The 14988-nt window shown below is 57.1% G+C and carries 15 protein-coding genes; 7 read left to right on the top strand and 8 right to left on the bottom strand.

Annotated features, from left to right (window positions below; genetic code table 11):
• Position 1 precedes the first annotated feature (1 nt).
• From ribD to pgpA, 5 genes are all read left to right on the top strand, one after another.
• The gene (gene ribD / locus Q1L34_RS20705) at positions 2–1105 is read left to right on the top strand and encodes a bifunctional diaminohydroxyphosphoribosylaminopyrimidine deaminase/5-amino-6-(5-phosphoribosylamino)uracil reductase RibD (RefSeq protein WP_064357448.1); all 1104 of its coding nucleotides are present in this window, start codon (positions 2–4) and stop codon (positions 1103–1105) included.
• A gap of 212 nt (positions 1106–1317) precedes the next feature.
• On the top strand, positions 1318–1788 hold the full coding sequence (gene ribH, locus Q1L34_RS20700) for a 6,7-dimethyl-8-ribityllumazine synthase (protein ID WP_004858618.1): 471 nt from the start codon (positions 1318–1320) through the stop codon (positions 1786–1788).
• Between the two features lie 22 nt (positions 1789–1810).
• Positions 1811–2230 (top strand): transcription antitermination factor NusB, encoded by a 420-nt coding sequence (nusB, locus tag Q1L34_RS20695; RefSeq protein ID WP_004858621.1) that lies wholly within the window; start codon positions 1811–1813, stop codon positions 2228–2230.
• A gap of 76 nt (positions 2231–2306) precedes the next feature.
• Positions 2307–3281: a thiamine-phosphate kinase gene (gene thiL, locus Q1L34_RS20690; protein WP_004858626.1), complete on the top strand. Its 975-nt coding sequence runs from the start codon at positions 2307–2309 to the stop codon at positions 3279–3281.
• 28 nt (positions 3282–3309) lie between these two features.
• Entirely contained in the window at positions 3310–3777 is a 468-nt protein-coding gene (pgpA, locus tag Q1L34_RS20685; protein ID WP_004858630.1) for a phosphatidylglycerophosphatase A, read from the top strand.
• Between the two features lie 49 nt (positions 3778–3826).
• On the opposite strand, the gene Q1L34_RS20680 is transcribed toward pgpA, so the two are convergent.
• The 4 genes from Q1L34_RS20680 to xseB all read right to left on the bottom strand — a co-directional run bounded on the left by Q1L34_RS20680 (position 3827) and on the right by xseB (position 7890).
• Entirely contained in the window at positions 3827–4801 is a 975-nt protein-coding gene (locus tag Q1L34_RS20680) for an aldo/keto reductase (protein WP_004858633.1), read from the bottom strand.
• 67 nt (positions 4802–4868) lie between these two features.
• Complete coding sequence (gene dxs, locus Q1L34_RS20675; protein ID WP_044347619.1) at positions 4869–6731, bottom strand: 1-deoxy-D-xylulose-5-phosphate synthase; 1863 nt, start codon at positions 6729–6731, stop codon at positions 4869–4871.
• Positions 6732–6747: 16 nt separating this feature from the next.
• Positions 6748–7647 carry a (2E,6E)-farnesyl diphosphate synthase gene (gene ispA, locus Q1L34_RS20670; RefSeq protein ID WP_004858640.1) on the bottom strand — a complete coding sequence of 300 codons (900 nt, stop codon included), beginning with the start codon at positions 7645–7647 and terminating at the stop codon, positions 6748–6750.
• On the bottom strand, positions 7648–7890 hold the full coding sequence (xseB, locus tag Q1L34_RS20665) for an exodeoxyribonuclease VII small subunit (RefSeq protein ID WP_004858644.1): 243 nt from the start codon (positions 7888–7890) through the stop codon (positions 7648–7650).
• A gap of 302 nt (positions 7891–8192) precedes the next feature.
• Here xseB and thiI point away from each other — a divergent pair, with 302 nt between their 5' ends.
• Entirely contained in the window at positions 8193–9641 is a 1449-nt protein-coding gene (gene thiI, locus Q1L34_RS20660) for a tRNA uracil 4-sulfurtransferase ThiI (RefSeq protein ID WP_004858647.1), read from the top strand.
• A 66-nt stretch (positions 9642–9707) separates the two neighbouring features.
• Here thiI and yajL read toward each other — a convergent pair whose 3' ends face one another.
• Together yajL and panE are read right to left on the bottom strand one after the other, a co-directional pair.
• Entirely contained in the window at positions 9708–10301 is a 594-nt protein-coding gene (gene yajL / locus Q1L34_RS20655; RefSeq protein ID WP_004858649.1) for a protein deglycase YajL, read from the bottom strand.
• Positions 10264–11175 (bottom strand): 2-dehydropantoate 2-reductase, encoded by a 912-nt coding sequence (gene panE, locus Q1L34_RS20650; protein ID WP_064368311.1) that lies wholly within the window; start codon positions 11173–11175, stop codon positions 10264–10266. The genes yajL and panE overlap by 38 nt, the downstream gene beginning before the upstream one ends.
• Before the next feature lie 198 nt (positions 11176–11373).
• Here panE and Q1L34_RS20645 point away from each other — a divergent pair, with 198 nt between their 5' ends.
• Positions 11374–11865, top strand: coding sequence for a YajQ family cyclic di-GMP-binding protein (locus Q1L34_RS20645; protein ID WP_004858653.1), 492 nt, complete (start codon positions 11374–11376; stop codon positions 11863–11865).
• Between the two features lie 69 nt (positions 11866–11934).
• Here Q1L34_RS20645 and Q1L34_RS20640 read toward each other — a convergent pair whose 3' ends face one another.
• Together Q1L34_RS20640 and Q1L34_RS20635 are read right to left on the bottom strand one after the other, a co-directional pair.
• The gene (locus tag Q1L34_RS20640) at positions 11935–13299 is read right to left on the bottom strand and encodes an MFS transporter (protein ID WP_004858655.1); all 1365 of its coding nucleotides are present in this window, start codon (positions 13297–13299) and stop codon (positions 11935–11937) included.
• A 156-nt stretch (positions 13300–13455) separates the two neighbouring features.
• The gene (locus Q1L34_RS20635; RefSeq protein ID WP_004858665.1) at positions 13456–14634 is read right to left on the bottom strand and encodes a Gfo/Idh/MocA family protein; all 1179 of its coding nucleotides are present in this window, start codon (positions 14632–14634) and stop codon (positions 13456–13458) included.
• Between the last annotated feature and the right edge of the window lie 354 nt (positions 14635–14988).

Here is a 14988-nt window from a genome sequence, read left to right as displayed (position 1 = left end):
CATGCATGATGAAATGTACATGGCGCGAGCGCTTAAGCTGGCGCAGCGCGGGCGCTTTACGACCCATCCCAATCCGAATGTCGGCTGTGTGATCGTCAAGGACGGCGAGATTGTCGGCGAAGGTTTTCACTATCGTGCCGGCGAGCCGCATGCGGAAGTTCATGCGCTGCGCATGGCCGGCGAAAAAGCCCGGGGCGCCACTGCCTATGTGACGCTGGAACCCTGCAGTCATCACGGCCGAACGCCGCCGTGCTGCGACGCGCTGATTGCCGCGGGCGTTACCCGCGTCGTGGCCGCCATGCAGGACCCTAACCCGCAGGTGGCCGGGCGCGGCCTGTATCGCCTGCAGCAGGAAGGAATTGACGTCAGCCACGGCCTGATGATGGGCGAAGCCGAAGCGCTGAACAAAGGCTTTCTTAAGCGGATGCGCACCGGTTTCCCTTACATACAGCTAAAAATGGGCGCTTCGCTGGATGGTCGCACCGCGATGGCCAGCGGCGAAAGTCAGTGGATTACCTCGCCGCAGGCGCGACGCGACGTGCAGCGCCTGCGTGCGCAAAGCCATGCGATCCTGACCAGCAGCGCGACCGTCCTGGCAGACGATCCGGCATTAACCGTACGCTGGGAAGAGCTCGATGCCGATATTCGCGCCCGCTACCCGCAGGAAAATCTGCGTCAGCCGCTGCGTATTGTGATCGATAGCCATAATCGCGTTACTCCTGAGCACCGCATCGTGCAGCAGGCGGGAGAGACGCTGTTTGCCCGCACTCAGGCCGATGATCGCAGCTGGCCGGAAAGCGTGCGAACGCTGATCGTGCCGGAACATAACGGCCATCTCGATCTGGTGTTACTGATGATGCAGCTTGGCAAACAGCAGGTTAACAGCATTTGGGTGGAAGCGGGCCCGACGCTCGCCGGCGCGCTGTTGCAGGCCGGACTGGTGGACGAGCTTATCGTCTATATTGCGCCTAAACTGTTAGGCAGCGACGCACGCGGGCTATGCGTGCTGCCGGGGCTTGAGAAACTGGCCGATGCCCCCCATTTCAAATTCAACGAGATACGCCAGGTAGGCCCCGATCTTTGCCTGCATTTAGTGGGCGCATGATCTCCCCCTGGCAAGGGAAAACAGCATCGCTACGCGAAATCATTCAAGATGCGTCGAGGCAGCCAACCCGAGAACCCCCGCTTGCTTACAGCGGTAAGCAAGCGGGATCGACAGGCGCAGCCAACGCGGAGGCAGTTTGAAGGATGAAGTGTATAAATTATTATGATAGAATCCGCCCCCCTTGCGGGGCTATATGAACCCGAAGGAAGAGTATGAACATTATTGAAGCTAACGTTGCTACCCCGGACGCTCGCGTCGCCATCACCATTGCGCGTTTCAACAACTTTATCAATGACAGCCTGCTGGAAGGTGCTATTGACGCACTCAAGCGCATCGGTCAGGTAAAAGATGAAAATATTACCGTTGTTTGGGTTCCAGGCGCGTATGAGCTGCCGCTGGCGGCTGGCGTGCTGGCTAAAACCGGTAAATATGACGCAGTGATTGCTCTGGGTACGGTGATTCGTGGTGGTACCGCGCACTTTGAATATGTGGCTGGCGGAGCAAGCAATGGCCTCGCACATGTCGCGCAGGACAGCGAAATCCCGGTAGCCTTTGGTGTTCTGACGACAGAAAGCATTGAACAAGCCATCGAACGCGCTGGTACCAAAGCCGGTAACAAAGGCGCAGAAGCTGCGCTGACCGCGCTGGAAATGATTAACGTATTGAAAGCCATCAAGGCCTGAATTTTTTTGTAAGGGGAATTCCGTGAAACCTGCTGCTCGTCGCCGCGCCCGTGAGTGTGCCGTCCAGGCGCTTTACTCCTGGCAGTTGTCCCAGAACGACATCGCTGATGTTGAATACCAGTTCCTGGCGGAACAGGATGTCAAAGATGTCGACGTTCTGTATTTCCGCGAACTGCTGTCCGGAGTGGCGACTAACAGCGCATACCTCGACGGCCTGATGAAGCCGTACCTGTCCCGCCTGCTTGAAGAGCTGGGTCAGGTGGAGAAAGCGGTACTGCGTATCGCCCTGTTCGAGCTGTCTAAACGTGACGATGTTCCGTACAAAGTTGCGATTAACGAAGCTATCGAACTGGCGAAAACCTTTGGCGCCGAAGACAGTCATAAGTTTGTTAACGGCGTGCTGGACAAAGCAGCCCCGGCAATTCGTCCCAACAAAAAGTAAACTCCAGGCCGGGTCTCGCGGGATGTCATCCACGCAAGGTCCGGCCTTATTCTTTTCTTTTGCTGAGGCATAACGTATGGCATGCGGCGAATTTTCCCTGATTGCCCGTTATTTTGATCGCGTAAAAAGCATGCGTCTCGATGTGGAAACCGGCATCGGCGACGACTGCGCTCTCCTGAACATTCCCGAGAAAAAAACGCTGGCAATCAGCACCGACACCCTGGTGGCGGGCAACCATTTTTTACCTGATATCGATCCTGCCGATCTGGCTTACAAGGCGCTGGCGGTCAATCTGAGCGACCTCGCGGCGATGGGCGCCGAACCGGCGTGGTTGACGCTGGCGTTAACGCTACCGGAAGCGGATGAAGCGTGGCTGGCAGCGTTCAGCGACAGCCTGTTCATGCAGCTCAACTATTACGATATGCAGCTGATCGGCGGTGATACCACTCGCGGTCCGCTGTCGATGACCCTGGGTATTCACGGTTTTGTCCCGCCTGGGCGCGCTTTGAAGCGTTCCGGGGCGAAACCTGGCGACTGGATATACGTCACCGGCACCCCCGGCGACAGCGCCGCAGGATTGGCCATTTTGCAGGATCGTCTGGTGGTGGCGTCAGCCGCTGATGCCGACTACCTGCTGGCGCGCCATTTGCGCCCGATGCCGCGCGTATTGCAAGGACAGGCGCTGCGCGATCTGGCCAGCTCGGCCATTGATCTGTCCGACGGTCTGATTTCCGATCTGGGGCATATTCTGAAGGCCAGCGGCTGCGGCGCGCGGATCGATCTTGACGCAATGCCGTTATCCGATGCGCTGCTGCGCCATGCAGAGAGGGAGCAGGCGCTGCGCTGGGCGCTCTCTGGCGGTGAAGACTACGAACTGTGCTTTACCGTGCCTGAACTTAACCGCGGCGCGCTTGATGTGGCTATCGGCCAGCTTGGGGCGCGCTTTACCTGCATTGGACAGATTAGCGCCGAGGCGGACGGTTTGCAGTTGATGCAATCCGGTAAACCGGTCCAGCTGGATTTACAGGGGTACGATCACTTTGGTGCGTAGTAAAGATATCGCAAAAAGCCGCCTCAATATGCTGAATCCCTGGCATTTGCTGGCGACCGGTTTTGGCAGCGGGTTAAGCCCCGTGGTGCCTGGCACAATGGGCTCGCTGGCGGCGATTCCGTTCTGGTATCTGATGACCTTTCTTCCCTGGCAGCTCTATTCGCTGGTGGTGATGATGGGCATTTGTATCGGGGTTTATATCTGCCATCGCACGGCGAAAGATATGGGTACCCACGATCACGGGAGCATCGTCTGGGACGAGTTTGTCGGGATGTGGATCACCTTGATGGCGCTACCGACGCTTGACTGGCAATGGGTCGCCGCCGGGTTTGTGATCTTCCGCATTTTTGATATGTGGAAACCGTGGCCGATTCGCTGGTTTGACCGCAATATCCACGGCGGGATGGGGATCATGGTCGATGATATCGTCGCCGGCGTGATTTCGGCGGGCGTGCTGTATGTCATAGGCCATCACTGGCCGATTGGTCTTTTCTGAGCTCACTCCTCGGGTGAGTTTGCCCGGGCCAGTGGCCCGGGCGGCCCGCTTATTTAAAACCCACAATCGGATGCGGCTGGTACGGCGCTTCCAGCTTTTCTACCTGTTCAGGCGTCAGCGTTAAATCCACCGCGCCCAGCAGGTCGTCGAGCTGCTCCTGTCTGGAGGCTCCGACGATTGGCGCCGCGACGCCGGGTTTACTCAGCAGCCAGGCCAGCGCCACCTGGGCGCGATTGGCGCCGAGTTCTTCCGCCACTTCAGCAAGATTCTGCGCAATCTGCGCATCGTTTTCATCGGTTGCGCTGTAGAGCGATTTGCCAAACTCATCAGAGACCAGGCGGGCAGTGGTTTCGCCCCACGGACGGGTGAGGCGACCCCGCGCCAGCGGACTCCAGGGGATGACCGATACGCCAGCACGATGGCACAGCGGCAGCATCTCATTCTCTTCTTCACGATAGATCAGGTTGTAATGATCCTGCATGGTGACAAAGCGCGCCCAGCCGTTGCTCTCCTGAAGCTGCAGCGCCTGCGCAAACTGGCGGGCGTGCATCGATGAGGCGCCGATATAGCGTGCTTTCCCGGCCTTAACAACCTCATTTAGCGCTTCCAGGGTCTCTTCAATCGGCGTGCTGTAGTCCCAACGATGGATCTGCAGCAGGTCGACATATTCCATACCTAAGCGGCGCAGGCTGTCATCGATAGAGCGCAGGATCTGCGCACGCGAGAGGCCCTCCGGCAGATCCCCGACCTGGTGATACACCTTTGTGGCCACCACTACTTCGTCACGGCGGGCGAAATCGCGCAGCGCACGGCCGACAATCTCTTCACTGCTGCCGTCAGAGTAGCTGTTGGCGGTATCAAAAAAGTTGATGCCGCCTTCCAGCGCACGTTGAATGAGCGGACGGCTGCTCTCTTCAGGTAGGGTCCAGGCGTGCTTGCCCCGATCCGGCTCGCCAAAGGTCATACAGCCGAGGCAAAGTCGGGAGACCCGCAGGTGGGTTGCTTCAGGTGTGATGTAGTGCATGAACGGCTCCTGCTATCAACATAAAGGGTATCCTTTAAGCATAGCAGGCGCCGTTAGCGGAGAGGGTTCAGGCCAGCCAGGCGGTGATTTTGGCTTCGATACCGGCGGCATCAAGGCCGAGGTCGGCGCGCACTTCTTCCTGGGTTCCCTGGGGAATAAAGAAGTCCGGCAGGCCGATATTCAGCACCGGAACCACACGACGATGAGCCATCAGCAGCTCATTCACGCCGCTGCCCGCACCGCCCATAATGGCATTCTCTTCCACCGTCACCAGCACATCGTGATCGGCGGCAAGCTGCAAAATAAGCGCATCATCGAGCGGTTTGACAAAACGCATATCGACCAGCGTGGCGTTGAGCTTGTCCGCCACCTGCGCCGCTTCCGGCAGCAGAGTGCCGAAGTTGAGTATCGCCACTTTTTCGCCCGTGCGTTTCACCACGCCTTTGCCGATCGGCAATGAAGCCAGCGGCTCCAGCGTGGCGCCGGTGCCGGTCCCGCGCGGGTAGCGAACCGCGCTCGGCCCTTGATTGTAGTGATAGCCGGTGTAGAGCATCTGACGGCACTCGTTTTCGTCGCTCGGCGTCATGATCACCATATCCGGAACACAGCGCAGGAAGGAGAGATCGAATGCTCCCTGATGCGTTTGTCCGTCGGCGCCGACGATTCCCGCGCGGTCGATGGCAAACAGAACCGGCAGCTTCTGGATAGCGACATCGTGGATCACCTGATCGTAGGCGCGCTGCAGGAAGGTGGAGTAAATGGCCACCACCGGCTTGTAGTCGCCGATCGCCAGGCCGGCGGCGAACGTCACCGCGTGCTGTTCCGCAATCGCCACATCGAAATACTGGTCAGGGTATTTTCTGGAAAACTCGACCATCCCCGAGCCTTCGCGCATAGCCGGCGTAACGGCCATCAGCTTGCTGTCTTTCGCCGCGGTTTCGCACAGCCAGTCGCCAAAAATTTTCGAGTAGGAGGGCAGGCCGCCGCTGCTTTTCGGCAGGACCCCGCTGGTATGGTCAAATTTCGGCACCGCGTGGAAGGTAATCGGGTCTTTTTCCGCCGGCTCATAGCCGCGACCTTTTTTGGTCATAATATGCAGGAACTGCGGTCCTTTCAGGTCGCGCATATTTTTCAGCGTATTGACCAGACCGAGGACATCGTGACCGTCAACCGGGCCGATGTAATTAAAGCCCAGCTCTTCAAACAGGGTTCCGGGAACGACCATCCCTTTGAGATGTTCTTCGGTGCGTTTGAGCAGCTCTTTAATCGGCGGCACGCCAGAGAAGACCTTTTTGCCGCCTTCGCGCAGCGTGGAGTACAGTTTTCCGGAGAGCAGCTGCGCCAGATGGTTATTCAGCGCGCCGACATTTTCGGAGATCGACATTTCGTTGTCGTTCAGCACCACCAGCAGATCGGGTTTGATATCGCCCGCATGGTTCATGGCCTCAAACGCCATACCTGCGGTAATGGCGCCGTCGCCAATGACGCAGACCGCACGTCGCTGTTTGTCTTCTTTCGCCGCGGCAATCGCCACCCCGATACCCGCAGAAATGGAGGTCGATGAGTGGCCGACGCTCAGCACGTCATATTCACTTTCGCCGCGCCACGGGAACGGATGCAGCCCGCCTTTCTGCCGAATGGTGCCGATTTTATCGCGGCGCCCGGTCAGAATTTTATGCGGGTAGGCCTGGTGGCCCACGTCCCAGATCAAACGGTCAAAAGGCGTGTTATAGACGTAGTGAAGCGCCACGGTCAGTTCGACCGTGCCGAGGCCGGAGGCAAAATGCCCGCTGGAACGGCTGACGCTGTCCAGCAGGTAGCGCCGGAGTTCGTCGCACAGTTTCGGCAGGCTGTCTTTCGGCAACAGACGCAACTCCTGGGTGGAATCCACCAGTGCCAGGGTTGGGTATTTGGCAATATCAAAACTCATCAGAGACTCTTATTGTTTATTTATCACGCTGAATTATGTAATTCGCGAGCGCTTCCAGTGCCGTAGTATCCAGAGATTGCGCGGCCAGCTCACTCAGCGACTGACGGGCATCTTCAATCAGGTCGTGCGCTTTTTTACGCGCTTGTTCAAGTCCCAGAAGCGCAGGATAAGTACTTTTGCCTAGCTGCTGGTCAGCTCCCTGACGTTTGCCAAGGGTCGCAGTATCCCCTACCACGTCAAGAATGTCATCCTGGACCTGGAAGGCGAGACCGATATTTTGCGCATAGCGATCGAGCGCCGGCAGGGCCGCACGACCGCGTTCACCTGCGCTCAGCGCGCCCATGCGCACCGCGGCGCATATCAGCGCGCCGGTTTTGTGGCGATGAATACGCTCCAGCGCCTGCAGGTCAACCTGGTGGCCTTCGGCTTCCAGATCCAGCGCCTGTCCGCCGCACATTCCGGCGACGCCGCTGGCGTGGGCCAGCGTCGAAACCATCGCCAGACGATCGCTGTCCGGCACTTCAGGCATCGGCGCATCACTCAGTATAGAAAATGCCAGCGTTTGTAGGGCGTCTCCGGCAAGAATTGCGTTCGCTTCGCCAAATTTAATGTGGCAGGTCGGCAGACCGCGGCGCAGATCGTCATCGTCCATGGCGGGCAGATCGTCATGCATCAGAGAGTAAGCATGGATGCATTCAACGGCGGCGGCCGGTGCGTCCAGCGTTGTCCGGCTGACGCCGAACATTTCGCCGGTAGCATAGACGAGGAACGGACGCAGGCGTTTACCGCCTAATAGTGCGCCGTACTGCATGGCTTCAACCAGTGGAGTGTTCTGAAAAGGCAGCGGAGCGAGGAAACGGCGTAGCGCGTCGTTGGCCTGCTCAACGCAAGCGTGTAATTGTTGCGAGAAGTCCATTTATTCAGCATCCGGTGTAAACGGCGTCAGCGGGCTATCCTCGCTGTCGGCCAGCAGAATCTGGACGCGCTGTTCGGCCTGCTGCAATCGGGCCTGCCCCTGACGCGCCAGCTGTACGCCGCGCTCAAATTCGCTGAGCGCCTCTTCTAACGGCAGCGCGCCGCTTTCCAGACGATTAACAATCTGCTCCAGCTCGCCCAGGGCGGTTTCAAAGCTGGCCGGGGCCTCATTTTTCTTTGGCATAGTGAATATAGACTCTTGTAATGTCGCGACACCAATATGGTAACGAAGTCACGTGGTTAAGCAAATATACACCTCATCCTTTCGCGGAATCGTTGCCGAAAGCGCGCAAACGGGTGGCTGACAAGTGGGTTATGCCCCCGTCGCGCGTGGGCATCCTGAATGATTTTATGTAAAACGCGCAATGCGAGGCGCAATGTACTCAATGGTGATATACTGCGCTCCCTGGATGCAGGCACCGCGGTGCTCTGCAGTACAACTTTTGCTTAAAGCCCCGTCGGGCTTGCCAACGAACTATTGTCGCCATGAAGTTTATCATTAAATTGTTCCCGGAAATCACCATCAAAAGCCAATCCGTGAGATTGCGCTTCATTAAGATCTTAACCGGGAACATTCGTAACGTTCTCAAAAACTATGATGAGACGCTTGCCGTCGTTCGTCATTGGGATCATATCGAAGTTCGCGCGAAAGACGAAAATCAGCGTCCGGTTATTCGCGATGCGCTGACCCGAATCCCGGGTATCCACCATATTCTGGAAGTCGAAGACGTCCCGTTTACCTCACTGCACGATATTTTTGAGAAAACGCTGCCGCTGTGGCGCGAAGCGCTGGAAGGCAAGACTTTCTGCGTGCGCGTAAAACGTCGCGGCAAGCATGAGTTTACCTCTATCGAAGTGGAACGCTACGTCGGCGGTGGCCTGAACCAGCATATCGAAACGGCGCGCGTGAAGCTGACTGACCCGGACATTACGGTCAATCTGGAAATTGAAAACGATCGTCTGCTGCTGGTAAAAGGGCGCTACGAAGGCATCGGTGGTTTCCCGATCGGCACGCAGGAAGATGTGCTGTCGCTGATTTCCGGCGGCTTCGACTCCGGCGTCTCCAGCTACATGCTGATGCGCCGCGGCTGTCGCGTGCACTACTGTTTCTTTAACCTTGGCGGCGCCGCGCATGAAATTGGCGTTCGTCAGGTGGCGCACTACCTGTGGAACCGCTTCGGCAGTTCGCACCGCGTTCGTTTCGTGGCGATTAACTTCGAACCGGTCGTGGGGGAGATCCTCGAAAAAGTCGACGATGGTCAGATGGGCGTGGTGCTGAAGCGCATGATGATCCGCGCGGCGTCGAAAGTCGCCGAGCGCTATGGCGTGCAGGCGCTGGTGACCGGCGAAGCGCTGGGCCAGGTGTCCAGCCAGACCCTGACCAACCTGCGTCTGATTGATAATGTCTCCGACACCCTGATTCTGCGTCCGCTGATTTCGCACGATAAAGAGCACATCATCGACCTGGCCCGTGAAATCGGCACCGAAGATTTTGCCCGCACCATGCCGGAATATTGCGGTGTGATTTCGAAGAGCCCGACCGTGAAAGCGGTGAAGGCGAAGATTGAAGCAGAAGAAGAGAACTTCGACTTTAGCATCCTCGATAAAGTGGTGGCGGAAGCGAATAACGTGGATATTCGCGATATCGCCCAGCAGACTCAGCAGGACGTGGTGGAAGTTGAAACCGTGACCGGCTTTAGCCCGAACGACGTCATTCTGGATATTCGTTCCGTGGACGAACAGGATGAGAAGCCGCTGAAGGTTGAAGGCGTTGACGTTGTGTCATTGCCGTTCTACAAGCTGAGCACCCAGTTCGGCAATCTCGACCAGAGCAAAACCTGGTTGCTGTGGTGCGAGCGTGGCGTGATGAGCCGTCTGCAGGCGCTGTACCTGCGTGAGCAGGGCTTTGAGAACGTGAAGGTTTACCGCCCGTAAACCGCGAACAATCACGGTCATCCCGGATAAGGCTCTCTGCCTTGTCCGGGCGACCGCCTCGGCAAATCAGGCTTCGTAGTAGTTATAAATTCCCGCCGCCATGACCAGCTGTGACGCAACCTCATGGGCTTTTTCACGCCCGACCAGCAGGTCGATCATTTTGAGTGCAAAATCGATGGATGTTCCAGGCCCCTGGCTGGTGAGCAGGTTGACCCGCGGATCCCAGACCACGCGCTTGTCCTGCCACTGCTCTTCAGGGATGCGATCCTTGAGGGCCGGAAAACCGGTCATGTTGCCGATCGGGAAAAGGTTATGTGGCACCAGTACGGTCGCCGCCGCCGCGCAGATGGCGGCGACAATGCGTCCGGAAAGATGAAACTGGCGGACCGTTTCTACCAGCAGCGGGCTGTCACGGAAATATTCCGCGCCTTTTATCCCGCCGGGAAGAACGATAATGTCATAATCACCGTCGGCGACCGCTACCAGCGGCGCATCCGCCAGCAGCTTGACGCCCCGCGAGCAGACGATGGTCAGGCTGCCATCGCTGGCGACGCTGGCCGTGGTGACCTGCACGCCGCCGCGGACCAGTAAATCCATTGTGGTGACCGCTTCGGTCTCTTCGCTACCAGGGGCGAGGCAAATCAGTGCCGACGCGCTCATATTCATTCTCCTTACGCTTTACCAGTTCAAACAAACGGGCGTTTTCCGGTACGGCAAGGCCGTGAGCGCGGGCGCGCTTCAGTAGAAAACCGGTGATATAGTCGATTTCCGTACGACGCTGCGCGCGGATATCCTGCAACATCGAAGAGATATTTTCTGCCGTACTTTCAATTACCTGATGGACATAAAATAACAGGTTTTCCGGTGAAGTATGAATACCTTCGCGCTCCATGACCGCAGCGACCTCCCGGCAGATGACCTCAACTTCCTGCGGGTAGTCGCGCAAATCGCCGTTGCGGCACTCTTTCAGCGCCGTCAGCGGGTTAATCACGCAGTTGACCGCCAGCTTGCTCCACGTTGCCGGGCGGATATTATTATGCCAGGCGACGTCCGGCAGGACGCGTTGCAGGGTATCAGCCAGGTCGCTGTAATCCTGCGGATAGTCTTTCGCCGGGCCGATATGCGTCGTGCCGTTGGCGACGTGCACAATGACGTTGCCGTCGCGGCGTGCGGCCTGGGTTGTCGAGCCCTGCAGCAGCGGCTGCTGCACGCCTTTCAGTTCATCAATGGTCCCCATCCCGTTATGGATAAGCAGGATCGGAGACGCGGCGGGTAGAGTGTGCGCCAGATTTTTTACCGCGGTGGAGACCTGCCAGGCTTTTAGCGTCACCAGCAGCAGGTCGCTGCTGGCGAGAAAGTCAGGATCGTTGGCGGTTAACGACTCATTAAAAATCGTCCCGTCAGTCTCGATCAGATTGACGCTACAAAAGGGTTGTGGGACGCGTAACCAGCCCTGGACATCGTGTCCGTGTTTGCATAACGCGGTTAGCCACAGCTGCCCCAGCGCACCGCATCCGAGTACGGTTACTTTCATTGTTCCTCCTCACCTGCGACTACCCCAGGCATTTATAGCTAAAGTATATACTCGTTGCGCTACCGGCTGCAGCCCACACCGCGGTGGCCTGGCGGGCATTGCGCATCTGAACATCGGCTATGCTTGCGGGATAACCAGTTGAGTTATGTCGCGTTGCGGGTATTATGCAACGCAAAAGAAACAGAAGGAGAGGAAAAGATGCCATCTTTCGATATTGTCTCTGAAGTCGATCTTCAGGAAGTTCGAAACGCCGTAGAGAATGCGACCCGTGAAGTGGAGTCGCGTTTTGATTTTCGTAACGTTGAAGCGAGCTTCGAACTGAACGAAAAAAACGAGACCATCAAGGTCCTCAGCGAATCTGATTTCCAGATTAACCAGCTGCTGGATATTCTGCGTGCGAAGCTGTTAAAACGCGGCATTGAAGGCAGTTCTATCGAAGTGCCGGATGAGTTCGTACACAGCGGGAAAACCTGGTTTGTCGATGCGAAGCTGAAGCAGGGGATTGAGAGCGCGACGCAGAAAAAAATCGTCAAGCTGATCAAAGACAGCAAGCTGAAGGTGCAGGCGCAAATTCAGGGCGAAGAGATTCGCGTCACCGGTAAAGCGCGCGACGATCTGCAGGCGGTTATGGCGCTGGTGCGCGGCGGCGACCTGGGACAGCCGTTCCAGTTCAAAAACTTCCGCGACTAAGTCGGGTGTGCGCTGGCGTATCATCTGTAAACGTCAGCCAATAAAAAAGCGGGGCATTCCCCGCTTTTTTTATACCCCTTTGATGGCCTGCTCAATTTCGAAGCGGTTGGTCACCTTGCTGTCGATTTTGATATACACCGAACGTTCGTCGGGCACCACCAGAACCTGTTTGACCCCATCTGTGCGCTGCAGACGCTCTTGCAGCGCGCCATCGGCCACCACCTCATCGGGAATTTCGACCCGCAGGCTGCTGACGTACGGCGGTTCGCTCATCGTCCCGGCAACCAGCAGCCACAGCATCGCCAGCAGCGCGCCAAGCAGGAATACGGTTTGTGAATCAAAGAAGCCGTCTACCCAGCCGCCCAGCGCGCCGCCAATCGCCACGCCAAGGAACTGGCTGGTCGAATATATGCCCATCGCGGTACCTTTATAGCCCGCCGGCGACTCTTTACTGATTAAAGAGGGAAGCAGGGCTTCCAGCAGGTTGAAGGCGAGGAAGAACAGCTGAACGCCGGCGACCAGCTCCCAGAAATAGCCGCCTGCCCCCCACAGGACAATTTCGGCCACCAGCAGCAGCGCGACGCAGAACAGGAACACGTGTTTCATCTTGCGCTTCACTTCGGCATAGATGATAAACGGCACCACCGAGACAAACGAAATCAGCATGGTGACCAGGTAAATTTTCCAGTGTTCGGCGGCGGGGAAACCGGCGGCTTCCAGCTGCCCTGGCAGGGCCACAAAGGTGGACATCAGCATGATATGCAGGCACATAATGCCGAAGTTGAGCTTCAGTAGTTTCGGCTCGGCAAGTACTTTGCTGAAACAGCCCTTTACCATACCCGATTCGCGGTTCAGGACGTGGTTGTGACTGTCTGGCACCACCCACAGCGTCAGCAGGATGCCGATCGTCGCCAGGACGGCGATCATCCAGAACAGCGCATGCAGGCCCAGCTGGTGAGTAATAATCGGTCCCAGCACCATGGCGATGGCAAAGGTGACGCCAAAACTGACGCCGATAAAGGCCATCGCCTTCGTGCGGTTCTGTTCGCGGGTTAAATCGGAGAGTAGCGCCATGACCGCTGCGGCAATAGCGCCGGAACCCTGCAGCGCGCGTCCAAGAATAATGCCCCAGATGGAGTCGCTTAGCGCGGCGATTACGCTACCGATAACGAAGATTAACAGGCCGCCGACAATCAGCGGTTTACGACCAATACGGTCGGAGAGCAGGCCGAACGGAATCTGGAATACGGCCTGAGCCAGGCCATAGATACCAATGGCCAGGCCAATCAGCGCTTCGCTGGCGCCCTGTAACGCCATGCCATAGGTGGTCAAAACCGGCAGAACCATAAACATGCCGAGCATACGCAGCGAGAATACGGTCCCCAGACCCCAGGTCGCGCGCAGTTCACCTGGCGTCATTTTATTGTCGTTCATTACCACCTCAATCTAAAAACTGCGACTAGTGTAGTGGTGGTAGCCAGAAGCGTAAATAAATGTTTGTTTAACAGATATTACCGCTGTGTTGCATGATGAGGTAAACGCGGGGAAAACAAAGAAACCAGTGGAGAAGACTCCACTGGTTAATGGCATTTATTGTAAATTAAAGTCAACCCATTGGCTGCCGGCATCGGCGGATTTCACGCATTGCTCCACCCAGTAGACGCCGTGCAGACCTGCTTCAACGTCCGGGTACCAGAAGCTCTCCAGAAACGCGCGATCGCCCCGATCCATCGCATCGATGGCTATCGCATAGCGCCGGTAGAGGTTTGCCCACGCTTCAAACAGCCCCTCCGGGTGGCCGCCACCGATACGATCGTCTGCCAGGGCCGCGGCGCTGAGATACGGCATGCCGCGTTCAAGTACCCGCGCCGGCTCACCTTGTACCTCGTAGCTGAGCTGGTTAGGATGCTCATCCCACCACTCGATGCTGGCTTTCTCACCGACGATCCGCACCTTCTGCGAGTGCATCGCGCCGCTATTGACCGCGCTGGTCCACATTGAGCCGACGGCGCCGTTATCGTATTCCATCAGCACAAAGGCGTTATCTTCCAGCGGCGCGCGCGATGCAACGAAGCTCTGGCGGGAACACATCAGACGGCGAATGTTGAGGTGCGGTGCCATCGTTTCGGCCACAAAGAGCGGATGCGTTGCCAGGTCGCCCAGCACGTAGCTTGGTCCGGCATACTTCGGCGTAACGCGCCAGCGGGTTGACTCCGCCTGCAGCTCAACGGCTTCATTATGAAAACCGTGGGCAAACTGCATATTGATAATTCGAATCTGCCCGAGCAGCCCGTCGGCAATCATCTGGCGCGCCTGCTGAATCATCTGATACCCGGCATAGCCGTAAGTGACGCCGACGATTTTGTTATGCTTGATGCTCAGCTCCCGCAGCTCCTGGGCTTCCGCGGCGGTAAAGCAGAGCGGTTTTTCGCAGATGACGTGCAGTCCGGCTTCCAGCGCCGCTTTGGTAATGGCGAAGTGGGTATTGTTCGGCGTGGTTACCGATACCACTTCAATACCGTCAGGGCGCAGGGCCTCTTCGCGGAACAGCGTTTGATAATCGGCATAGCAGCGCCCCGGCGCGATCCCGAGCTGTTCACCAAACTGACGTCCGCGTTCGGCATCAATATCAAAAGCGCCGGCCAGCAAGGTAAAGACATTGTCACGCAGCGCGGCCGAGCGGTGGCTGTAGCCGATCTGGCTGGTGGCTCCGCCGCCGACCATTCCCCAGCGCAGGGAGCGGGACAGGGGTTTCATGCCGTTTAACATGGTGTTCTCCTTGATACAAAGTACGGATGTCTGATGAGATTCGCTCCCTGCTCCAGGAAGCGGGACAGGACCCTGGCGCCACTCCTGGCGACGAAACTGTCGCCTGAGGAATGGCAAGATAGATTAAAAATATTTATTTCATTTTTGATATTATATGAAATTAAATTTTTATTTATGAGAGAGGGATCGAAAAATTATCAAGATTATCCTCACCGTCCAGTGGGGCGCTGAAAAGCGACGATTTGGCTAAAAGCGTATCAAATTAGATGATTAACCCTGGTTTTATTGATGTTTATGGACAGGGATGTGTGAGCGTGCGAGGGGATGTGCTGAGATAATGAGCAATATTATTTC

This window comes from Klebsiella ornithinolytica, assembly GCF_030505655.1.
Lineage (GTDB): Bacteria > Pseudomonadota > Gammaproteobacteria > Enterobacterales > Enterobacteriaceae > Klebsiella > Klebsiella ornithinolytica.
Note: the sequence above shows the minus strand (reverse complement) of the source record. Positions and strands in the feature narration are given on the sequence as shown.